This window comes from Streptomyces taklimakanensis, assembly GCF_009709575.1.
Classification (GTDB): Bacteria; Actinomycetota; Actinomycetes; order Streptomycetales; family Streptomycetaceae; genus Streptomyces; species Streptomyces taklimakanensis.
Genome location: NZ_WIXO01000001.1, coordinates 1 through 21,484 on the forward strand (window position 1 = coordinate 1; position 21,484 = coordinate 21,484).

Sequence of the window (21,484 nt, forward strand, 5' to 3'; positions counted from 1 at the left end):
GAGGGCCTGTGTGGCGGGGTGGGGGTTCCGCTGCGCTCCACCCCCGGCAACCACCCGTGCGGGCAGCTGGGGTGGGCGGACGTCAGCAGGCAAGGGGGGGGGGGCGAAGGTTGAGCCCGCTGTGTGGGCCAGGCTGGTTACGGAGAGGGAGGGGTGTGGGGCGGCGGTGAGGGTGACGGGCGGTCACGGGGCGAGGGAGTGGGTCGGGTTGGGTTGGCGGGTTCCTCAGGTGTGGGGATGCATCAGTGTGTAGAGTTTGGGAAAGCACGCCATCCCCGGAGTCAGTGAGAGGCTGCTTTCTCTTCTTTGAGAACCAGCTCCCGTTGGAGGGAATATTGGTATGGGTGCGTTGAGACCGTTCGAGATTCCTGAATCTCTGGCGGCTTCGTATATCAGGGAGTTCGGGGGTAAGGGGAGGAGCTGGATTGCCTCACTGCCGGCTCTCGCTGCGGAGTTGTTGGGCCGCTGGGAGTTGCGGCGAGATGGTGAGGCCAGGGCAGGAGAGGCATCGCTGGTGTTGCCGGTGCTGCGCAGGGACGGCACGCGCGCGGTCCTCAAGTTCCAGATGCCCCGGAAGGAAACCGCCGCTGCGCTCATCGGGCTGCGTGTCTGGGGTGGCGAGGGGGTGGTGCGGCTCCTCGATCACGACCCTGTCAGCAGCACTATGCTGCTGGAGCGGCTGGACAGCGCCCGCACGCTGGCCTCCGTTGAGGACGATGATGTCGCGATGGGGATCCTCGCCGAGCTGCAGGCACGGCTGGTTTGCTTCCCTGCGCCGCAGGGGCTGCGGAGCTTGGGTGAGATCGCCACCGACATGCTGCAACAGGTCCCGCAAGCGGTCGCGGCCTTGGCCGAGCCGGATCACCGGCAGATCTTGCGCGGCTGGGCGTCAGCGGTGGCCGAGCTGGCCGGCGAACCAGGCGACCGGATGCTGCACTGGGATCTGCACTACGGCAACGTCCTGGCCGCGCAGCGTGAACCGTGGCTGGCCATCGACCCCGAACCACTGGCCGGAGACCCCGGCTTCGACCTGTGGCCCGCCCTGGACAGCCGATGGGACGACGTCGTCGCCCAGGGCAATCCGCTACACGTGGTGCGGCGCCGCTTCGACCTGCTCACCGACGCTCTCGGCCTGGACCGCGCCCGCGCTACCGGCTGGACCCTGGGACGGCTGCTGCAGAACTCGCTGTGGGACATCGCCGACGGGAAAGCCACCCTCGCCCCCTCCTCCCTCGTCGTCGCGGAATCACTGCTCAACCGCTGACCCTGCCCTCCCTGAAATGCGAGGAAGCAAGCATGATCGGCACTGGCAGAAAGAGACATAAGTGAGTGGTATCAGGCTCCGGCCGCACCAGGCCGAAGCGGTGGACGCGATCGTCCACGCGCTGGAATACCGCGCAGGACGCGAGGTGCCGGCGGAAGGGCTGCGGGCCACCGCGGTGGCCGCCACCGGAGCGGGCAAGACCCTGATCGCGGCCGAGGCCGCCCGAAGGCTGGAGCCACGGGGGCGGGTACTGGTCATGGTGCCGACTTTGGATCTGCTGACGCAGACGGTCCAGGCGTGGCGGATGGCCGGCCACACCGGCCCGGCAGTCGCGGTGTGCTCCCTGGAAGGAGACACCGCTCTGGCGGCGCTGGGGGTGCGGTGCACCACCAACCCGATCCGGCTGGCGCTGTGGGCCGGGAGCGGGCCGGTGACCATGTTCGCCACCTACGCCTCCCTCGCCCCACGTCAGGACATCGATCCGGCCGACCCGGACGGGGAGCCGGTCCAGGCACCGGGACCGCTGGAGACGGCCTTCCAAGGCGCCTACGGGCAGCGCCTGGCCCCGTTCGGGCTCGCCGTGGTCGACGAAGCCCACCGCACCAGTGGGGACCTGGCCAAACCCTGGGCGGCGATCCACGACAACACCCGCATCCCGGCCGCGCGGCGGCTGTACCTGACCGCCACACCCCGCATCTGGGAACCTGCCGGACGCCCAGGAGAGGAAAAAGATGAGGAAGAGGCCGCAGAGGGCGGGAACAGGGCTCAGAAGGCCACAGAAGACGCCCCGGAGGCCACTGCGGTGGCCTCCGGGCGGCTGGTGGCGAGCATGGACGACGAACGCCTCTACGGGCCGCACGTGTTCGCCTTCACCCTCACCGAGGCCATCGACCGGGGCATCCTGGCGCGGTTCGAGATCGACGTGCTGGAAATCCACCCGCCAGACCTGGGCGACGGCGGGAGCGAGGAGGAGAAGCGGGGCCGACGGCTGGCCGCCTTGCAGGCCGCTCTGGTCAAGCACGCGGCCACCACCGGGGTGCGGTCGCTGATCAGCTTCCACCACCGCACCGCCGAGGCGATGGCGTTCGCCCGGGCCCTGCCCCAGACCGCGGCGCGGCTGCACGCGGAGGATCCGGCGCTGTATCCGCGGCGGGTGTGGGCCGACTGGTTGTGTGGGGAGCACGAGCCGGCCCATCGGCGGGCCGTGCTGGGCCGGTTCGCCGACGGCCTTGATGAGGACGGTTGGGAGACCGAGCTGGCGGTGCTGGCGAACGTCCGCGTCCTGGGCGAAGGCATCGACATCACCGGCCGGCGTGGTGTCGACGGCGTGGTCTTCGCGGACGTGCGCGGATCGGCGGTCGACATCGTCCAAGCCGTCGGCCGGGCCCTGCGACAGAAACCCGGCCAGGGCAAAGTGGCCCGGTTGGTGGTGCCGGTCTTCCTGGAGCCCGGGGAGGCGCCCGACGACATGCTCGCCTCCGCCTCCTACAAACCCCTGGTCGCCGTACTACAAGGACTGCGCAGCCACTCCGAGGCGCTCGTGGAACAGCTCACGGCTGCGTCCGCACCCAGCCGCACACCACGAGCGTCGGTGACCGACCTCGACCCCGCACGCGATGGCAGCGACGACGGCCAGAACGGAGGTACGGAGAGGGTGCCCCTGCTGCGGTTCTCCACCCCCCGCGACCCACAGCTCATCGCACAGTTCGTCCGCACCCGCGTCATCCGACCCGAATCCCACCTCTGGCTCACCGGACTCAACGCCCTCCGCAAATGGCACCAACAACAGGAGCAGGGCGGAGACGAGCACCAGAACCAAGACAAGGAACACGGCCAGGAGCACGGCGACGGAAACGAGGACGAGCGCCAGGACCAGGAGCAGGGTGGTAAGGAGCGTGGTAAGAGGGCGGTGGCGGTGCCGTTGGACGCCCGCGTCGGCCCCTTCCCCCTCGGTCAGTGGGTCAGTGAGCAGCGGCGTGCCTACCGGGCCGGAACGCTGGCCGCGTGGCGGGTGGAGTTGCTGGAGGAGGCCGGGATGGTCTGGTCCGTGCCCGACGCCGCCTTCGAGGAGAACCTCGCCGCGGCGCGCTCCTACTTCGCGGTTCACGGCACGCTGTGCGCGCCCCGAACGGCGGTGGCCGAGGGGCGGCCGGTGGGTCAGTGGTTGACCAACTGCCGCCGCCCCGGCGGGCTGGGCAAAGACTCGCAGCGGGCGGCGGAGCGGGCCGCCCGGTTGGCGGAGATCGACCCCGACTGGAACCCGGCCGCCCAGGGCTGGACCGTCGACTGGCAACGCCACTACGCCAAGCTGCGGGCCTGTATCGAGGGCGGGGCGACGCCGGCCGAGATCCGGCCGGGGGTGACCGTCGGTGGGGAGGACGTCGGGCTCTGGCTGGCCAGGCAGCGCACCGGGTGGGAGCGGTTGGCCGATGGGCAGCGCGAACGCCTGGAAGCGCTGGGCGTCCAGCCCACCACCCCGGCGCCGGGTCGTGAAGCCGGCGCCGCAGACCAGGCGGCGGAGGCGGTGGTAGTGCCCGCCAGCGCCACCGCCTGGGAACGCGCCCTGGCCGCGCTGCGCCAGTACCAGGCACGGGAGGGACACGTGAAAGTGCCCCGCAAGTGGGTCGAAGCCGTCCACGACGAGACCGGGCAGGAGCACCCGATCCGGCTCGGGGTGTGGATCAGCAACCAGAAACAGCGGCGCGGCAGGCTCCCCCACGAGCGGGCCAAGGTGCTGGAAGAACTGGGAGCGCTGTGACCCGGCGAAGGCCCGGCCCCGGCGGGTCCGAACCCTTCACCTTGGGTGGTTTGTCGACACGCGGCGCGTCCAGCGGACGCGGGGTCCTCCCAGGTCCCCAGCTCGCCTCCCAGGAGCGCAGTTACCTGGGGTTCTCGCCGTCAACCTCCCAGGTGAGCTGGGAGCCTGGGAGGTCTTCGCGGGCTCTGCCCCACCGATACTGGCCGGTCGGCCAACCGCAGCCACCGGCCACGGTCGGGGGACGTCGCCGCACCAGTCCCACCGGTCGGGGTCGCCCGGGCGGGGCTCACAGTCGGCGCGGCCACCGGGCCCGAACGCGCCAGCCTCGGCCATCAGCATCGCGCCTCCGGCCAACTCGTCCGCGCTCCAGCCGCTGGACGTCCGGCAACCGGCCGTCCAGCGGGCCGCCCACCAGCTCCCGGTAGACGTGGCCGGGCCGAAGGGGCCGGGGTCGGGATCGCCCGAGCCGGGGCCGTAGACCCGGGCGTGCAGGAGCTCGTGCGCGTCCATGTCCGGCAGCCTCCCGGCCCTCACCGCCGCGGGCCTCGGGTATGGTCGGGTCCGGCCTCCGGCGGGCGGTACGGGTCCTGGCGGTGGGCACGCGGTTTGTCATCGGCGGCCGGGCGCGGGCGTTGGTGTGTCCGTCGCCGTGCGGCGATGCCGGTCGCGGTGAACGCCTCGGTCATCCGACGCAGTTCGTCGACGGTGAACTGGAGGGCGTCCAGGCCGGTACGCAGCGCCTCCAGATCGACCGGGCGGCGGTCCGCGCCCGCGGACGGGCCGCCGGGGCCGACTTCGAAGAGAGCAAGTTGTTCGAGCCCGGCCAGTGACCGGTGCGCGGCCCTGCGGGAGGTGCGGCACACCATCATCCGCCTCTTCCGCGACCACCTCCGCCTCCCACCCCAACATCCCCGCTCCTGGCAGGGCCACGACTTCGACTTCACCGACGTCGTCTTCGACGGCGGAGACCTCTCCGGCGCCGTCCACACGGAGGCCGCCAGCGACACGGGCCGGGCTGAGAGCGACGCCCTGGCCGTGCTCCTGGAGGTCATCCGCCGCCAGTGGCCCGAGGTGGGGACTGTTCCCGAGGCCAACGACCACCGCATCCCTGACGGCCGCACGGCCGTGGGTCTGCTGAACGCCGCCGCCCTCGCGGATGTCCGGGGCCTGTGACCCCTCTGGTGCCTCTGCCGTCCCCTCCGGCCCCCTGCGCCGGTGTCCGGGGCGGGCACTCCCACCACCAGGAGGAGACATGACCGCTACGACCGACCGGTGCACCGCCGCGCACCCCGAGGACCGAGGCGTCCCAGCTCTCCCGCGCCGAGGTCCGCGCGGGCCACGGCACCCCGTCCTACGGGGAGCGCTGACCGCACCACCACCGAGGCCCCCGGTCCGCTCCTCCCGCAAGGGAGGCGGCCGGGGGGCCTCTTCCGCGTTCCACGACACGGCGCGGGCGTTGGACTTTCTGGACTGTCCCACACGCCCCCACGCGGACACCTCGACGCGGCCCGTGTGAAAAAGTGCCAGAGGTGTGCCACACCTCTCCCTCGCCGCCCTGGCCGACGCCTCCGGCGTCCTCGAGGCACGCCCCGGCGGCCGGGGACTGGTGGAGGACGCTGCCCGGTTCGTCCGCGCGGCCGTCACGGCCCGCATCGTGGCCGACCGCACCGGCGCGCTCCTGGCGGACGTCACCGACCCGGAGTCCGTCCTCCACCGGGAGACCGCCGTCGTCCTGGCCCGCGCCTTACCAACGATCGCTGACCTGCCACCACCCTGGCTTCAATTCCCGCAGTGGCCCCGGAGGTGTGTGGGCAATCGTCGACGGTTTTGCTTTGCTCCCTGTGGTTGAACGCAACCATGGCTGAGGCACCCTCGCCTCCAGCGCATTGCGTGCTGCGGCGTCTCGGAGCTCCCGCGGTGCACGCCGTTTCCGCTTTGGTTCGGAGCCCCCGTACTTCGCCTGATAGCAGCGGCGGCAGAAGAACCCTTCCGCGTATGGCTCTGACCGTGCCGTGTTGTTGCACCCGCTGCCCTTGCACTTGATCAAAGGCTTCCCCCTCGTTCACCACGCCCCACCCGGATCGGTGTTCGGCCGGATATTCCCTATGTTCACCGTTCAATGGCTCGGTCGGGCGACGTGGTCCGAGTTGTGTCCCGGTTGTTGCCCTGAGCTCTTCGGAAACTCCCTAATCGATTGCAACTCATGACAAGCCTGCCTTATGTGGGGTAATGACCACCAACGCCCCCACACTCGACGGATCGCGCGCACCCTCACCGCGGGCCGTTCGCCATGCCCGAGGAGGACCTCCTCGAAGGTTCAGATCGTTCCGCAGGGACCTCCGGACCTCACCCGTCCCGCCCGGAGCGGTCCACGACCTCCGCGCGGCCCGCACGCACGGCATCATCGACGCCCTGACCGAGGCCAGCGCGGCCTGCTGGGCCGATAAAGGCTACCGAGGCGCCGGCGGCACCACACGAGTGCCCTACTGGGGCCGCTGGGAGAAGCTCTCGGCCGGGCAGCAGGCCCACGACCGCTCCCATGCCCGCATCCTCGCCATTGGGCGAACAGGCGGTTGCCGCCCTCAAGTCCTGGCGGCTGCTGCGCAAGCTCCGCTGCAGCACCACCCGGATCACCGGCCTGGTCCAGGCCTTCCTCACCCTTCACCTCGCCACATCAGCATGAGGTTGGAAAACGCTCACTGAGCTGATCGCACCACCGTGCCGGGCCCGGAGGGCAACCGGGCCCGGCACGTCGACTCCACCACCGCACGGCGTGCAAGGACGGACGTTGAGTATCACCTTCACTGACATCTTCTGTGGTGCTGGCGGCGCCAGCACCGGCCTGGTCAACGCAGGCTAGGAGCTGAAACTGGCCGCCAACCACTGGCAGACCGCAATCGACACCCACTCGGCGAACCACCCGCAGGCCGAGCACGTCTGCGCGAACGTCTCGAACTACGACATGCGCCGCCTGCCGCGCACCAACGTACTGTGGGCCAGCCCCATCTGCACCGAGATCTCACCCGCCGGGGGCCGCCGCCGCCGCAGCAAGAAGATCAGCGGGCTGACCGAGGAAGAGCTGCGCTCGCTGCCCGACGCCGCATTCGAGCGGACCCGTGCGACCGCCTACGGCGTCATCCGCGCGGTCGAGGTGCACCGGTACATGGCGGTGCTCATCGAGAACGTCACCGACTGGATCCTGTTCGACTGGTGGCTCAGCGGCATGGTCAAGCTGGGCTACAACTACCAGATCGTCTGCGTCAGCTCCGCGCACGTCGGCGACGGACTCAACCCGGCCGCCCCCCCCCCGGTGGAGGGACCGCCTGTACATCGTCTTCACCCGGGTCGGCATGCGCCTTCCGGACATCGCCCCGCGGCCCGTGGCCCGGTGCGAGGAGTGCGACGAGGACGTGTACGCGCGGCAGACCTGACGTCCGGGCCACACCGAGACCCGGATCGGCAAGTACGGCCAGCAGTACGACTACACCTGCCCGAACATGGTCAGGGGCGACTGTAGGACGGCTGTAGGTGGGTTTGTGGCGAACCTTCCATCGGTAGGTCGTACCGTCCACTGTGATGAGCCGAGAGCCCCTACGGGGCATGGCCACTTGAAGCCCCTTCTGCCTGTGAGGTCCCTCAACCTGACATCACCGATTGGCATCAACATCGCCGGACAACTCCGTACTCTGCCGTCCGGCCCCGGAAGACGGCAATAGCCTGGGGCCTACGTTGTCGCAGGCCCGCAGACAGCAGCGGTCGAACCTGTAAAGCAGCGGTCAGTCGAGCCACACGAGCATTGCGTCATCTGCCGCAGCGGCAGCTTCGAAGAACTGCGTCAGGCCGCCGTACCAGTGGCGCCCCCATTCAAGGACTCCGGACTCTTCCCACCCGAGGGGATACACCTCGGCCCTGGTCAGGTCAGCAGAGTCCACGCCGCTGATGAGCTGATCATAGGGGGTGGTGCGAAGCTCTTGCGCCGCGATCCGGACCCGTTCCGGGCGCAGGTACCTCGGCGGCCCATAGCCCCAGTCCTCATCCTCGGCGAACGGCTCCTCACCATGGACAACGTTCACCGGGAAGTCGGCGCGCGCCAGGAGGAAGCGGAGCAGGTCCCAGGCCTTATACGTGCTGAAGTGGCGCGCTTCGGCCGGCGCAGGCTCCGCCTCGTCTTCGGCGTCCTGGACCTCTTCGACGAAGTCCAGCGCCCAGTCATGGTCTTGTACCGCTCGGTCAAGCTCGGCAGCCGTGACACGCAGGTACTCACCGATCATGCTCATGGCCGGAGGTTAGATGAGGCCACTGACAGTGACCGTCGGACGGACCGTCTCAGTTTCCGTCTCATTCAGGCCGGTTCACCGACGTTCAGCCGAGAACTGGAGCCGGTCCCAGCCTTATGACGAACCGTCCATGAACGCAGGTGAACGCAGGTGAACGGCGGTGGACGACTGTCGGCAGGCCGCCCACAGGCTTGGAAAGCGTGCGCCCAGGTCTGTCAGTCCCGGAGCGTACGGTCCGCGTATGGCGATCAGACCACCTGAGAACTGGCGTGCAGGCATAGCCGAGGAGGCTCGTGAGCTGGCGGCCGGGGCGTTGGACCCGGAGTGTGCTTGCATGGCCCAGCTCTACCCGGAGTCCTTGCTGCGCGCCACGGAGGATGCTCTCCACGCCTTCGAGAAGGACGTGCACGCACTGGTGGCGCCGTTCGACGAGCAGGTTTTCGACACGATCAAGCGAGTCGTCCAGCGCCTCAACGCGGTCAACGAGGACGAGCAGCACGGCGGTGCCGGGTACGCCACGGACGAGCGTGAGCAGCTGTGCGAGTACATCGACCAGACTCTGAGCGAACATGGCATCGACGTGGCGGCCCTGGCAGCGAAGAACGGCATGGGGCGCGCCGAGATCACCGACGCGTGGCGTGACTGGTGACGGCAGCAGGGCAGCGGCGAAGCACCGCAATCAGCGTGACCGCGGCCGGCCATCAGCGGCTCCAGACGGCTGGTCGACCGGCCAAGGAGACCTCAGCGCCCCTGTCGCCGACAGTTCGGGACGAAGGGGGCGCGTTAGTGATGCTTGCCCGAGGCGACTCGCGACATGTGTCGTCTGGCTTCCTGGGCCGTCGCTGGGCCGTGGAAGGGTGGCCAGCAGCGACCAACGACGACAACCATTGACGGCTCAGTCGCAGGTCAGAGCATTGAGCATTTTCAGCGTTGCCTCTCCAGGGTGAGGATGGGGGCTGCGACTGCGGTGAGGCGGGTGGGGCTGCAGCGTGCGTGTCGGAAGATTCGCCAGGATTTCAGACGGGCGACTCCGCGTTCGACGGGTGCCCGGGCGACGGACAGAGCCCGGTTGACCGTCCGCTCGGTGGGTGTGAGTTCGCCGTTCGGCGGGCGGCGTTTCACGGTGGTGACCCAGTCACCGGCACCGAGGTAGGCCATATCGGCGAGGACCGGAACGCCCTGCCGCTCGCAGATCCGGATGATCCTGTGCGTGCGGGCGGCTGTCAGGTCGTGGGTCCGGCCCGGCAGCGCGGGAGGCAACCACAGGATCCCCCCCCCCCCGGCCGGATCCGTGACGACCTGCACGTTCACCCCGTGCCGCTTGTGCTTGGAGGAGTAGTCGGCCCGCCCGTCGCCGACCCGGTCGCACTCGGCGAGGGTGCCGTCCACCAGGGCGTAATCGGGGTCCGTCTCCCGCAGCACCTTCAGTAGCCCCGGCGCCTGGTCCGCCAGATGCCGGACGACGGTGGTGACGTAGGCGTGGGCGGTGCCGACGGACACCTGTAACCCGGCCGCCAACTGCGCGAGGGTGTCGTGCCGGCGCAGGTAGACCAGAGCGATCAGCGCCCGCCCGGAAGGGCTCAGCTTGCAGCGACGGTCACCCTCCCGGGTGACGATCAGCATCGTGACCCACTCAACCAGCGCATGCGGGGCGTCGAGTGCGGCAGGATATGGAACCAACGGGGCTTCCGGACTGTCGAGTTGAGACGTCGAACACCTCGCTCAACGGCGCGGGAGCTCTGTGCGTTGCGGTCGGCCCGCCCGTCACCCACACGGGGCCCAGACTGAAAGGGCTCACTGTCGAGCGGCCTCGGACGGCCCAGGAACGGCCCAGCTGGGCAGGCAGGTTGAGCCGGCTTGTCAGTGCGCGCGGCTAGGGTGCGCCCATCATGAGGCGTAACGCTCCGGGGAGGGGCTTTGGGAGCTAAGACGGGGCTGCTGGTGTACGCGGACGGCGACGTGCCAGAGTTGCTACGGCGTGTGGGGACAGCGGACCTTGACCGGACGGTCGCCATGATGCGGCGGCTCTACCCGGGCCGGGAGATCGAGCAGTGCGAGGGCTCGAACCTCTGGGACGGCGTGTACCCGCCGGAGGGGACGGTGTGCGCAGCGAACTGGCCGGGCGTGGAGGTCATCGGTGATCAGGAAGTGATGATCGATGCCCCCTCCGAGCTCCCGGAACACCTCGTGGCGGCGAGTGCCGGCCGACGGCTCGTCCTGCACGCCATGCACAGCGTCGTCGACTGGCTGGCGTTCGCCGTGTGGGAGGACGGTCGCCTCGTCCGCTCCCTGAGCCTGTCGCCGGACAGCGGCATCATCGAGAACATCGGCGAACCGCTTCCCTTCGAACTGCCCTACTGGGCCGGCGACCGCCCAGCGGACATCATTCCCTGGCCCGGCGAGGAAGAAGAGCCGTACGCCCTGCCCTTCCATCCCTTGGAGCTGGGCGAGGAGGCGCTGCGGGCGCTCTGCGGGTTCATCCAGGAGGGCCGTCCCGAGCCCGACGACGTCGATGCGGATGCCATCGAGCTGTACGGATTCCACGTGCGAGCCCCACACGGGCCCGACCTCGCCGAGCAGGAAGCGGAACTGCTCAGAACCGTGGAGACCATGGATTCGCCGCGCTTCTACACACTGAGTTCTGACGGCTCGCTGGTCGAACGCGACGGCTTTTAGACCGTGTCCTACGTGGTCGCAGGTGATCTGGTCCACCGATGGCGGCCGCTCGAAGCGCCGGAAAACCAGTGGAGCCGTTGGAGCATGAGTCCATACCATCCGCGGGATGACGTATCTGAGTCCCCTGGGATATCTGCTGGGCATCGAGGGTGCTGCTTTGCTGCGTGGTATCAAGGAAGGGAGAGCCGACCGGGCGTTCGTCGAGACACGGATCGCCGAGATCCGCACCCTGCTGGATGTGCCCGCCCTTGCGCATGCTGAAGGAGTCACGGCGCAGCCGGGCACGATCAGCGCGGCCGACGTCTACCAGGAGTGGGCGCCGCATTACGACGCCCCCGGCAACCAGATGATCGACGTCGAGCAGCCCGTTGTCCGGCGCATCCTGGACAGCCTGCCTGTCGGCGCGGCGTTGGACGCGGCCTGCGGGACCGGCCGTCACACCACCTACCTGCATGAGCTCGGCCACGATGTGATCGGTGTCGACGCCTCGCCCGAAATGCTCGCCCAGGCCCGCATGGGCCTGCCAGATGTCGACTTTCATGAGGCCGAGCTGCATCGGTTGCCGCTTCCCGACAACGCGGTTGACACCGTCGTCTGCGCGCTCGCCCTGACTCACGTCCCCGATCTGGCCGCCGTGTTGGCCGAGTTCGCGCGTGTCTTGCGCCCTGGCGGGAACCTTGTGATCTCGGATGCCCACCTGCTGGTGTCCTACCTCCGGCCGACCCTGGCCTGCCGTCCCGGCCCGGACGGCCACCCGTCCCTCCTCACCGAATACCACCGCCCGCTCAGCGCCTACCTCGCCGCAGCCCTCCCACTGGGCTTCCAGGTCCGGCACTGCGAGGAACCCCGCCGCCCACGCCACTCCCTCGACTCCGGCACCGCCCCGGATTCACTCCCGACCCACATGTCCTGGGACCTGTTGCACTGGTGCCCGGAAGCGTCGGCCGCGGCCTTGGACGATTCCCCGATCGTGGTCGTCTGGCATCTCCAATTCGACGGCACATGGAAGGGGTGATCAACTGAACTGACCGCCGCACGTCAGCGGCCCGACACCGAACCAGATCACGTAAGACGGGACACGGTCCAACTTCGCCGGCAAGCCGTCCAACTTCGTTGTCAGAGGACACCCAGCCACATGGCCGTAGACAAGGACGCAGCGTTCACACTGCCGCGAGGCGCCACGGGCTTCTTCCAGCCGAAGGACGGGCCGCTACCGCAAACCGACCAGCGGACATTCCGAACAGCGCTGTATGCGGCCGCCCGGGCGTCCGGAGGCCGGGTGGGCGAGATAGAGGAACAGACGTACCCCCGTACATTCCACACCGCAACGGTCATCAAGGGCACAGGCGAATGTGTCGTCCTGTGTCACGCCTACCACCCCTGGATCGCATTCGCTCAGGAACGCCGCAACTGGTACACGGAGGAGTTCCTCGCACCGCCACCGTGGGCCCATGTCTTTGCCGATCTGGGGTTCGTAGTGCTTGATCGCGCGCAGCTCATTCTGTCGCTCTCGGACATCGACACCTCGGTCCTGACCCAGGGCGAGTGGCGGGAAGTCCGCTCCTACGGCATCTCGACACTGGGCGGAGTGCTCTTCAACGCGTGGAGCTGACGTCCAGGCAAGACTCCGTCCTCGACGCCGGACGGTGAATGCCAACCTCAGTGCCTGTCCCTGAATGGCGCGGCGGACCCGGAACGAACTCCGGATCGCCATCGTGATCTGGGTCGAACGCACCCGCCACCGCCGACGGCGCCAGCCCCGCCCGGGCCGATTGACGCCCGTCGAGCACGAAACCGTCATGGCCCCTCACACAGCACTCGCCGCGTAAAACCCGACCGTCACCCGATCACGCAGCAGTCCCACCCGCCGTCGCCGTCGGACGGTGGCCGGTGACCAGCGCCTCCAGTGCGGCGCGGCGTCGGGTGGGGGCGGGGCAGTGCCTTGTCACCGGATGACTCGTTGAGAGGAGTGTTGAGGCCGCTGGACCCCGTCCGGCCACAGGGAGGGGCCGACGGGGTCCGTTCAGACAGGGGAGGTAAGGGTGTCCGCATACGAGGAAGCCGGCATCACCACACCGGAGCTGTGCGAATCGTACGCTCGGTGCGAGGAGGTGGGGCAGCGGTTGTCCGGGCTGCTCTGGACGGCCACGGAGTCGCTGCCCGCCGAGATTCGGCCGCATGTCCGCGCACTCGTCGCCTACTGGCACACGACCGATGGCATAGCCGACGAGGGTCGCCTCGCCGGCCGTGGGGCGCGGCTGGCACGGTGGTGCGCCGACTCGCTGGCCGAGGTGCGCGCGGGGCACAGCGAGCATCCGCTCCGGCGGGCGTTGGTGCACACCGTCCGCAGCCGGGAGCTGGACGTCGCGCTGCTGGAGGAGTTCCTGGACGCCGTCCGGAGGGACAGCGCGACCCCGCCCGTGTTCGGCACGGCCGCGGACCTGCGACGCTACCTGCGGAGTGTGACCGGCGCGCCCAGCGGACTGCTGGCCCCGCTGCTGGCGCCCCGCCCCCGGGAGGCGGTGGATCTGCTGCGGGTGCTGGGCGAGGCGTGCCAGATGGCGGACATCCTCCAGGACTTCCCGATCGACCTCGGCCGGGGCCGGTGCTACCTGCCGGAAGAGGATCTGGGCAGGCTCGGTCTGCGCCCCGGCGACCTCCTGGACCCCACGCGCCGGGACGCGTTGGACGAACTGGTCGGAGTCCAGGTCGCCCGTACCCGTGACCTGCTGATCCAGGCCACACCGGTTACAGGGAAGCTGCACGCGTCATGCCGGCCGTTCGCCCACGGCCTCCTCCTCGGAGTGGAGCACGTGCTGGACCAAGCCGACCACCTGGGAGCACGGGTGCTGGCCGAGGGCATCGACCGGAACGCGCTGCTCAGCCACCAGGCGAGCGGTTCTCCGACCTTCCCCGTGCCGAAGCGCATACCCGGTCATGTCGCCGTGATCATGGACGGGAACCGACGGTGGGCCGCGGCACACGGCCTACCCGCGTCCGACGGTCACGTCGCCGGTGCGCGGGCCGCGCTGCGGCTGGTCCACTCCGCGCTGCGGCTGGGTGTGCCCCAGCTGAGTGTGTTCGCGTTCTCCACCGAGAACTGGATCCGCAGCACGGAGGAAGTGACCAATCTGTTCGCCACGATGACCGAGGGACTCACCCTGTTCGCCCGGTGGATGCAGGAGCGCGGCATCCGGGTGCGGTGGTGCGGGCGGCGCGACCGGTTGGACCCGTCGCTGGCGTCCACGCTGGCGATCGTCGAGAACATGACGTCCCGCAACACGACGCTGACACTGAACATCTTCGCCGACTACGGCGGACGCGAGGAGATCGCCTCCGCCGCGCGCGCCCTGGCCGCCGAGGCGGTCGCCGGAAGGATCCAGCCGCAGCGGATCGGCCCCGAGGACGTCGCCAGGAGTCTGTACACGCCCGACCTGCCCGACGTCGACCTGCTGATCCGCACCTCCGGGGAGCAGCGGCTCAGCAACTTCCTGCCTTGGCACCTGGCCTACGCCGAGTTCGTGTTCGAGCCGGTGCACTGGCCCGACTTCGGTCACCGGCACCTGCGGGACGCCATCGACACCTACGCCGGCCGGCTGCGCCGCTTCGGTGGTGCCGCCGCCGACCCGGCGCAGCCGGCCGGCACCGAGGGCATCCCGCGTCAACCGACTGCGGAGACGACCGGGACTCCTTGAGTCCCGGTCGTCAGCCGATCACGGCTCGGGCGGCGTGTACACGCCCCCGGCCGTGAGGTGCCCGAGAACGGTCTTCGTGGTCAGATTCGACGGACCGAAGGTGGCCTCGAACACCTCCAGCGACGCCTCGGTCAGGCGCATCGGCACGCCGACGACCTGGATCCTCATCGGCCGACCGGACGGCACCGGCACCGCGTCCAGGCGCCCCTCGCCCACGGTGAAGGTGAACACCGACTGCAGGGCGGCCACCAGACCGTTGACCGTGGCCTCCCCGGAGACCGTTTCACCCTCCAGCGAGGACACCAGATCGGACAGCCGGAACTCACCGGCGGGATTCCGCAGCACCAGGCCCCCTTCGAGGACCGCGGTGCCCCGGGCTCGCCCGGGATCGTCCACCGAGGGGTCGCCGGTCGCCGAACGTACCGGGAAGCGAACCCTTCCCCCGCCGCTGTTCTGGTTCCCGGTGGCGGGGGCGACCGGCTCCACGGTGACCCCGAGACGGTCCAACTCGTCCTGGGTGTGCTTGTTCCACCGCAGATCCACCCAGGCGTCCGAGACCCTGCCCAGCTTTGGGTTCGCAGAGGCGCCGGAGGCCGTCGGCGTGAGACAGGCGAGCAGAGGGGCGGCCAGCGCCCCTCCTATGATTCCTCGTCGTGTCGCGCTCATCTTGTGCTTTCACCTCTTCCTGGGGCAGCGAGGGCGCGGCCCCGCGAGGAGCATGGGTGGACGACACGTCCCAGCACGGGGCGATAGCACCAGGAGCCACCCGAACGAGGGACGGTCGCGATATGCCCGGGAACACGTGATCGATTGTCGGCGGTTCGCCTCTACCGCCACCTGCCCCGGGCGCCCGCGCGGAGACGTCGCGGCCGGCGGTAGCCGACGGTGGTGTTCAGGGGGCGGGTCATCGGCCCTTAAATTGGAGGAAATCCGTAGTGGGTTCTCATAGCTGCCGGGGCGCGCCGGGGTGCCGACCCGCCGCGATCTCGGGGAGGGTACCGAAGGAACCGGGGTAGGCCATTACGGGTCAGCCCCGGGTCTTCGGACGGGCGAAGATGGAGAACTCCTCCAGGAAGTACTGGACGGACCAGGCGATGCGGGACTCCACCACACGGTGGTCCGCGCCGGGACTGTTCTTCCGCTGGTGGACGCGGGCGAAGTCCTGCACCGAGGAGCGGAAGGCCAGGTCGTCGTCGTGGAGCTGCTGGAGCCGCTGCCGGTGCGTGGCGTAGTCGGGCCAGCCTGCACCTCCCCACAGGTCAGGAAGGTGAAGTCGGTGCAGTCCCGGAAGGTGTCGAGCCGGCGGCGCTGACCGTCGACGAAGCGTCTGCCCACCGTGAAGGCTTCGTGCAGGGCGCTCTCAGGGGACAGTTCCCGGGTGGACTGCAGGGTCAGCCGGTAGACGACGTCACCGACCAGGACGGTGCAGTGGGAGAAACGGCGTGAGATCCACCGCAGGATCGCCTCGAGCTCTGTGTCCTCGAAGCTGGGATTCCCCATGCTCACCCCGAGGAAGCAACGGTCGTGTTCCTCGAAGCCGTGTCGGTCGGTGACCGGGGAGACCGCGGCGATCTCGGCCATGTAACGCCGTCGCGGCGAAGGAACGTCAGGCACGCCCAGGGCCGGTGGTGACCCGGCTGGGCCGGGTGCGGGCCGGAGTGCCGTACGGCGCGGCGGTGGTACGTCGACGGTCTCGGTTCGCCGTCCGCCATCTTCGGTGTCGTTGACCATGTCGGTCTCCGCCCGGTCGCTCTCCGTGGTCGGCTCACGCTAGTGCTGTGGCCGCATAGGTTCGCCGGGTTGGTGGTCGTGGCGGTTGGATGTGGGGTGACGTCCGATCCGACCGCTGGAGGCGCGGTGGCCGAGCCTGTCCGTGTGCGCGGACCGACCGACCAGGAGGGCGGAAACTGCAGCAGATCGTGCGCCGGGGCAGCACCAGCTCGGTGCGCTACCGGCGGGCGCTGATGCTGCCGGCTTCGGCCGGCGGGAACCGGGGGCCGGTGATCGCCCAGCTGGTGCAGGCTGCCGAGGACACCGTCCGGGATGTGACCCACGCCTTCAATGAAAAGGGTCTGGCCTGCCTGGACCCTCAGTGGGCGGGAGGCCGTCCCCGCCGACTCAGTGATGACGACGAGGACTTCGTCATCGCGACAGCCACTACCCGCCCGTTCGAGCTCGGCCGGCCGTTCACCCGCTGGTCGCTGCGCAAGCTGGTCGCCTACCTGCGGAACGTGCACGGGCCTTGACCCGGAATCTTGGACACGGGCTATGCGGCTTGGGTCAGGGTAGTTGATGTTGTGTCGAGTGCTGTCTCGTAGGCGATGGGACTGCGGTGTCCGAGGCGGGAGTGACGGCGTCGGGTGTTGTAGCGGTTGAGCCAGCCGAACGCGTCGAGGCGGGCCTCGCCCTCGGTGGACCAGGTTTTGCGGCCTTGGAGCGTCTCGCGTTTGAAGGTCGCGTTGATGGACTCGGCGAGTGCGTTGTCCGCGCTGGAGCCGATCGCGCTCATGGACTGGCGGACGCCGGCCTGGCGGCAGGCGTCGGCGAAGGCGGCGCTGGTGTACTGGGCTCCGTGGTCGGTGTGCAGGACCGCTCCGGCGAGGCTGCCGCGGGTCCGTTCGGCGGCGGTCAGGGTGTCGGTGACGAGGTCGGTGCGCATGTGGTCCGCGATGGCCCAGCCGGCCAGGCGCCGTGAGGCGAGGTCGATGACCGTGGCCAGATACAGGAACTTCCCGCTCTCCAGCGGGAGATAGGTGATGTCGCCGACGTACTTCGTGTTGGGCTCGCCTGCGGTGAAGTCGCGGCCGATCAGGTCCGGGGCCTTCGCCGCGGCCGGGTCCGCAACCGTGGTGCGGTGCCTGCGACGTAGCCGCACGCCTGCCAGGCCGATGCTCCGCATCACTCGCGCGATCCGCTTGTGGTTGACTCGCTCGCCGTCGTCGCGAAGTTCGGCGGTGATCCTGGGGACGCCGTAGGTGCCGTCCGACTCACGGTGCACGGCCCGTATCCGGGCGGCAAGGCGGGCGTCGGCCGCCTGCCGGGCGGCCCGGTCCGCGGCCGTCGACCGCCAGTAGTAGAAGCTGGAGCGGGCGATGCCCAGGATGGTGCACAGCCGCTTCACGCCGTAGCGGCGGTGGTGGTCGGCGACGAACCGGAAGCGGTTCACCAGCGCGTCTCCCCGGCGAAATACTTGGCCGCCTTACGCAGGATCTCGCGTTCCTCCTCCAGCTCACGGACCTTCTTGCGCAGAGCGGCGTTCTCCGCCTCCAGCGGTGTCACCCGCTCGGCGGGTGCCTCTGTCCGGCGTCCCCGGGGCCGGCTCGCGCCGGCTGCCCGGACCCAGTTGCGCAGGGTCTCGGGGTTGATTCCCAGATCGGCGGCGACCTGTCGGATCGTCGCCTCGGGCCGCGACTGGTACAGCGCGACCGCGTCCGCCTTGAACTGCGGCGGATAGTTCTTCATGACCACGAGATGTCCGTTCTCAGATCCTCAGGATCCAGTGTCTCGTGTGTCCAAGATCAAGGGTCAAGGCCCCACGGCCGAGTGATCCGCATCGGCCGCGAGGCATCACGGTCCTGCTTGCCCGCCGCGGCGTCACCTTCCGGCGCGCCAAGACCTGGAAGGAGTCCCCGAATCCCGAGCGAGAGGCGAAGCTGGACCGGATCGAGCACGTTATGGACCGCTTCCCGGACCGGGTCTTCGCCTTCGACGAGTTCGGCCCGCTGGGGATCCGACCCACCGCGGGCTCGAGCCGGGCGAAACGGAAGCATCCCGACCGGGTGCCGGCCACCTATCACCGCACCCACGGGGTCCGGTACTTCCACGGTCGCTACTCAGTCGGCGACGACCGCCTGTGGGGGCGTGAACCGGCGAGAGAAGGGAGCCGTGAACACGCTGGCCGCGCTGAAATCAACCCGAGCCGCCCGCCCCGACGGCGCCCCGATCTACGTGATTCTGGACAACCTGTCCGCCCACAAGGGCTCCGACATCCGTCGCTGGGCGAAGAAACACAAGGTCGAGCTGTGTTTCACCCCGACCTACGCCTCCCGGGCGAACCCGATCGAAGCGCACTTCGGACCGCTGAGGCAGTTCACCACCGCCAACTCCAATTATTCCAACCACACCGTGCGGACCCGGGCACTGCACGCCTATCTACGCTGGCGCAACGCCAACGCCCGCCACCGCGACGTCCTGGCCGCCCACCGCAACGAACACGCCCGCACCCGCAGCGAGAAAAGCATCCGCTGGGATGGACGTCCCCTCAAGGCCGCAGCGTGACCCGGACGCGCCGAAGCTGGACGAGGATGACGAGGACGGCTCACCGGATTGAGAGCGGGATCAGGTGGTCTGGCCGCCGTCGACGACGAGGGCGGTGCCGGTGGTGAAAGCGGCGTCGGTAGAGCACAGCCAGAGCACGGCGGAGGCGATCTCCTCGGGCTTGCCGAGGCGGCCGACGGGTTCGTCGGCGATGAGCCCTTCGCGTCCGCCGGGGCGGGTGTCGCCGAAGCGGCGGATCATATCGGTGTCGATGATGCCGGGGCAGACGGCGTTGATACGGATACCTTGGGCGGCGTGGTCGAGGGCGGCGGAGCGGGTGAAGCCGATGATCCCGTGCTTGGCGGCGGCGTAGCGGCCTGGCCCTTGAAACCCTTGACGCCTGCGCCGGAGGAGACGTTGACGATGGAGCCGCCGCCGTCCTGGCGGAGCATCTGCCGGATCTGGGCGCGGGTGCACAGGAACGCTCCGGTGAAGCTGGCGCCGAGGATCCGGTCCCAGTCGTCCTTGGCGGTGTCGGCAGCGGCCCGGACGGGTTGCTCGACGCCGGCGTTGTTGAAGGCCGCGTCCAGGCTTCCGAAGCGTTCGACCGTCCGGTCGACCGCGGCCTGGACGTCTTCCTCGCTGGTGACGTCGCAGGTGAGGACGAGGGCTTCGCCGCTGTCGGCCTCGATGAGGCGGGCGGTCTCGCACAGCCCGTCGGCGGACAGGCCGGCGAGGGCGACCCGCGCGCCTGCGTGGGCGAAGGCGAGGGCCGTGGCGCGACCGATGCCGGAGGCGGCGCGGTAACGAATGCGGTCTTGCCGTGGAAGTCATAGGTGACACTCACGTCGCTTCTTCTTTCTGCTGGTGTGCCGATGTCAAGGCGCAGGGTTCACCTGGTGGCTGGGGTGGCGTGGTACTCCTCGTCGGTGACGGGGGCCTGCCAGTGCACGGCGGCGTGGTCGTCGTCGCCCTCGTTGATGGCCATGTGGACCATCAGCCGGTTCGGGGCGGCGCCGTGCCAGTGCTCCTCGTCCGCTTCGAACAGGACGCGGTCGCCGGGCCGGATGACCTCCACCGGTCCGCCCCGGCGCCGGCACAGACCGATCCCTTCGGTGACGAAGACGGTCTGCCCCAGGGGGTGGCGATGCCAGTGGGTCCGCGCCCCGGGCATGAAGTGCACCAGGGATGCGGTGACCCGGGAGGGGGCGGGAGCGGCGGCGACGGCGTCGATGTAGACGTCGTCGGTGAACCAGTCGGCCGGGCCCTTGACGGTGTCGATCGAGCTGCGGGTGATCTGCACGGTTGCTCCTTCGGGCGGCGGGAGGGTCAGGGCTTGAGGAGGGTCTTGACGGCGCGGCGTTCGTCCATGGCCTTGTAGCCCTCGGCGACCTGCTCCAGGGGCAGGGTGAGGTCGAAGACCTTGCCCGGGTCGATCCGGCCGGACAGGACGCGGTCGATCAGGTCGGGCAGGTAGCGGCGTACGGGGGCGGGGCCGCCGCGCAGGCCGACGTGGGAGAAGAACAGCTCCTGCCCGTCGATCGCGACGTCGTGGGGTACGCCGACGAAGCCGACGTTGCCGCCCGGCCGGGCCGAGTGCAGGGCCTGCCGCACAGCCTCGGCGGTGCCGACGCACTCCAGCACGCTGTCCGCGCCGATCCCGCCGGTCAGCTCCTTGATCCGCTCGACGCCCTCCTCTCCGCGCTCGGTGACGATGTCGGTGGCGCCGAACTCCCGCGCGAGCTTCTGTCGGGGCTCGTGCCGGGACATGGCGATGATCCGCTCGGCGCCCATCTCCTTGGCGGCGATCACCCCGCACAGGCCGACCGCGCCGTCGCCGACGACCACGGCCGTCGAGCCGGGCCTTACCTCGGCGGCGTCCGCAGCCCACCAGCCGGTACCCATCACGTCGGACACGGCCAGCAGCCCCGGCCAGAACTCCTCGTCCGGCACCTCGCCGGTGGCGACCAGGGTGCCCTGGGCGTTGGGGATGTGCACGTACTCGGCCTGGCAGGTCGACATGAACTCGCGGTGCAGGCAGCTCGACGGGAAGCCGTTGCGGCAGTTGGCGCAGGTGTTGTCCGAGGTGGCGAAGGAGCCGACGACGAACTGGCCCGGCTTCACCGAGGTGACCTCGGAGCCGACCTCCTCCACGAAACCGACGTACTCGTGGCCCATCGGGTGCGGGTCGCCGATCGGCTCAGCGCCGCGGTAGGGCCACAGGTCCGAGCCGCACACACAGGTCACGGCCGTGCGGATGACCGCGTCGGTCGGCTTCAGGATCTTGGGGTCGTCCACGGTCTCGACCCGGACGTCACCGGGAGCGTGTATCACTGCGCCGCGCATGAGTGGGGTTCCTTTGCGTTCCGTGACGTGCGGCCGCCGGATGTCCGGGACCGTCGCCGTGTGCAGGGCGGGGTGCACGCCCGTCGTGACGGGACGGGCGGAAAGCACCGCGTCATCCAGGTAACCCGCACTTCGCGAGTGCAGCGAGACACCATCAAGAGGTGTACTGCCAGTACATCCCTATGGACGCGGGCAGGACGTACCGTCGAAG

Annotated in this window: 17 protein-coding genes and 6 pseudogenes; 13 read left to right on the forward strand and 10 right to left on the reverse strand. The window is 69.5% G+C overall.

The features are described 5' to 3' along the window. Positions 1-340 precede the first annotated feature (340 nt). Both F0L17_RS00005 and F0L17_RS00010 read left to right on the forward strand, forming a co-directional pair. Positions 341-1,264 (forward strand): aminoglycoside phosphotransferase family protein, encoded by a 924-nt coding sequence (locus tag F0L17_RS00005; protein ID WP_155069180.1) that lies wholly within the window; start codon positions 341-343, stop codon positions 1,262-1,264. A 61-nt stretch (positions 1,265-1,325) separates the two neighbouring features. Further along, entirely contained in the window at positions 1,326-4,022 is a 2,697-nt protein-coding gene (locus F0L17_RS00010; protein ID WP_162465601.1) for a Helicase associated domain protein, read from the forward strand. 240 nt (positions 4,023-4,262) lie between these two features. Here the strand turns inward: F0L17_RS00010 and F0L17_RS27210 are convergent. Beyond that, positions 4,263-4,532: pseudogene (locus F0L17_RS27210) on the reverse strand (hypothetical protein); the annotation flags it as partial. Positions 4,533-4,615: 83 nt separating this feature from the next. Here F0L17_RS27210 and F0L17_RS26760 point away from each other — a divergent pair. The 4 genes and pseudogenes from F0L17_RS26760 (at position 4,616) to F0L17_RS00025 (ending at position 7,539) form a co-directional block, all read left to right on the forward strand. Continuing rightward, complete coding sequence (locus F0L17_RS26760) at positions 4,616-4,852, forward strand: hypothetical protein (RefSeq protein WP_162465593.1); 237 nt, start codon at positions 4,616-4,618, stop codon at positions 4,850-4,852. A 22-nt stretch (positions 4,853-4,874) separates the two neighbouring features. Beyond that, a complete protein-coding gene (locus tag F0L17_RS27215) occupies positions 4,875-5,195 on the forward strand; it encodes a hypothetical protein (RefSeq protein WP_238419179.1) in 321 nt (106 codons plus the stop codon). Positions 5,196-6,353: 1,158 nt separating this feature from the next. Further along, positions 6,354-6,705, forward strand: a pseudogene (locus tag F0L17_RS00020) (transposase family protein); the annotation flags it as partial. A 279-nt stretch (positions 6,706-6,984) separates the two neighbouring features. Continuing rightward, the gene (locus tag F0L17_RS00025; protein ID WP_238419180.1) at positions 6,985-7,539 is read left to right on the forward strand and encodes a hypothetical protein; all 555 of its coding nucleotides are present in this window, start codon (positions 6,985-6,987) and stop codon (positions 7,537-7,539) included. Between the two features lie 259 nt (positions 7,540-7,798). Here F0L17_RS00025 and F0L17_RS00030 read toward each other — a convergent pair whose 3' ends face one another. After that, positions 7,799-8,299, reverse strand: a complete 501-nt coding sequence (locus tag F0L17_RS00030) for a YfbM family protein (RefSeq protein WP_202917818.1) — start codon at positions 8,297-8,299, stop codon at positions 7,799-7,801. 334 nt (positions 8,300-8,633) lie between these two features. On the opposite strand from F0L17_RS00030, the gene F0L17_RS00035 reads away from it, so the two are divergent. Then, positions 8,634-8,948 (forward strand): hypothetical protein, encoded by a 315-nt coding sequence (locus F0L17_RS00035; protein ID WP_238419181.1) that lies wholly within the window; start codon positions 8,634-8,636, stop codon positions 8,946-8,948. Positions 8,949-9,223: 275 nt separating this feature from the next. Here the strand turns inward: F0L17_RS00035 and F0L17_RS00040 are convergent, their stop codons facing one another. After that, positions 9,224-9,979, reverse strand: a complete 756-nt coding sequence (locus tag F0L17_RS00040) for a transposase family protein (RefSeq protein WP_155069182.1) — start codon at positions 9,977-9,979, stop codon at positions 9,224-9,226. A 237-nt stretch (positions 9,980-10,216) separates the two neighbouring features. On the opposite strand from F0L17_RS00040, the gene F0L17_RS00045 reads away from it, so the two are divergent. The 4 genes from F0L17_RS00045 to uppS all read left to right on the forward strand — a co-directional run bounded on the left by F0L17_RS00045 (position 10,217) and on the right by uppS (position 14,670). After that, a complete protein-coding gene (locus F0L17_RS00045; protein ID WP_155069183.1) occupies positions 10,217-10,975 on the forward strand; it encodes a DUF6928 family protein in 759 nt (252 codons plus the stop codon). Between the two features lie 106 nt (positions 10,976-11,081). After that, positions 11,082-11,990 (forward strand): class I SAM-dependent methyltransferase, encoded by a 909-nt coding sequence (locus tag F0L17_RS00050; RefSeq protein WP_155069184.1) that lies wholly within the window; start codon positions 11,082-11,084, stop codon positions 11,988-11,990. Positions 11,991-12,110: 120 nt separating this feature from the next. Then, on the forward strand, positions 12,111-12,587 hold the full coding sequence (locus F0L17_RS00055) for a hypothetical protein (protein ID WP_155069185.1): 477 nt from the start codon (positions 12,111-12,113) through the stop codon (positions 12,585-12,587). A gap of 430 nt (positions 12,588-13,017) precedes the next feature. Next, complete coding sequence (uppS, locus tag F0L17_RS00060) at positions 13,018-14,670, forward strand: polyprenyl diphosphate synthase (RefSeq protein ID WP_338017891.1); 1,653 nt, start codon at positions 13,018-13,020, stop codon at positions 14,668-14,670. Positions 14,671-14,688: 18 nt separating this feature from the next. Here uppS and F0L17_RS00065 read toward each other — a convergent pair whose 3' ends face one another. The 3 genes and pseudogenes from F0L17_RS00065 to F0L17_RS28440 form a co-directional block, all read right to left on the reverse strand. Beyond that, positions 14,689-15,336, reverse strand: coding sequence for a hypothetical protein (locus F0L17_RS00065; protein WP_155069186.1), 648 nt, complete (start codon positions 15,334-15,336; stop codon positions 14,689-14,691). A 361-nt stretch (positions 15,337-15,697) separates the two neighbouring features. Then, the gene (locus tag F0L17_RS27225) at positions 15,698-15,838 is read right to left on the reverse strand and encodes a hypothetical protein (protein WP_238419182.1); all 141 of its coding nucleotides are present in this window, start codon (positions 15,836-15,838) and stop codon (positions 15,698-15,700) included. A 77-nt stretch (positions 15,839-15,915) separates the two neighbouring features. Further along, positions 15,916-16,401: pseudogene (locus F0L17_RS28440) on the reverse strand (tRNA-dependent cyclodipeptide synthase); the annotation flags it as partial. A 126-nt stretch (positions 16,402-16,527) separates the two neighbouring features. On the opposite strand from F0L17_RS28440, the pseudogene F0L17_RS00075 reads away from it, so the two are divergent. Further along, positions 16,528-16,910: pseudogene (locus F0L17_RS00075) on the forward strand (helix-turn-helix domain-containing protein); the annotation flags it as partial. Between the two features lie 26 nt (positions 16,911-16,936). Here the strand turns inward: F0L17_RS00075 and F0L17_RS00080 are convergent. Then, positions 16,937-18,138 (reverse strand): IS3 family transposase gene (locus tag F0L17_RS00080; protein ID WP_162465603.1). Its coding sequence is split into 2 segments (ribosomal slippage): positions 16,937-17,847 and positions 17,847-18,138, totalling 1,203 coding nucleotides; the frame shifts between segments, so codons are not numbered across the junction. Positions 18,139-18,204: 66 nt separating this feature from the next. Between F0L17_RS00080 and F0L17_RS00085 the strand changes: the two are divergent. Continuing rightward, positions 18,205-18,948: pseudogene (locus tag F0L17_RS00085) on the forward strand (transposase); the annotation flags it as partial. A 60-nt stretch (positions 18,949-19,008) separates the two neighbouring features. Here F0L17_RS00085 and F0L17_RS28195 read toward each other — a convergent pair. The 3 genes and pseudogenes from F0L17_RS28195 to F0L17_RS00105 form a co-directional block, all read right to left on the reverse strand. Next, positions 19,009-19,774: pseudogene (locus F0L17_RS28195) on the reverse strand (SDR family oxidoreductase). A gap of 45 nt (positions 19,775-19,819) precedes the next feature. Further along, entirely contained in the window at positions 19,820-20,230 is a 411-nt protein-coding gene (locus tag F0L17_RS00100) for a (R)-mandelonitrile lyase (RefSeq protein ID WP_162465604.1), read from the reverse strand. Positions 20,231-20,256: 26 nt separating this feature from the next. After that, positions 20,257-21,273: a zinc-dependent alcohol dehydrogenase family protein gene (locus F0L17_RS00105; RefSeq protein ID WP_155069190.1), complete on the reverse strand. Its 1,017-nt coding sequence runs from the start codon at positions 21,271-21,273 to the stop codon at positions 20,257-20,259. Positions 21,274-21,484: the final 211 nt, after the last annotated feature.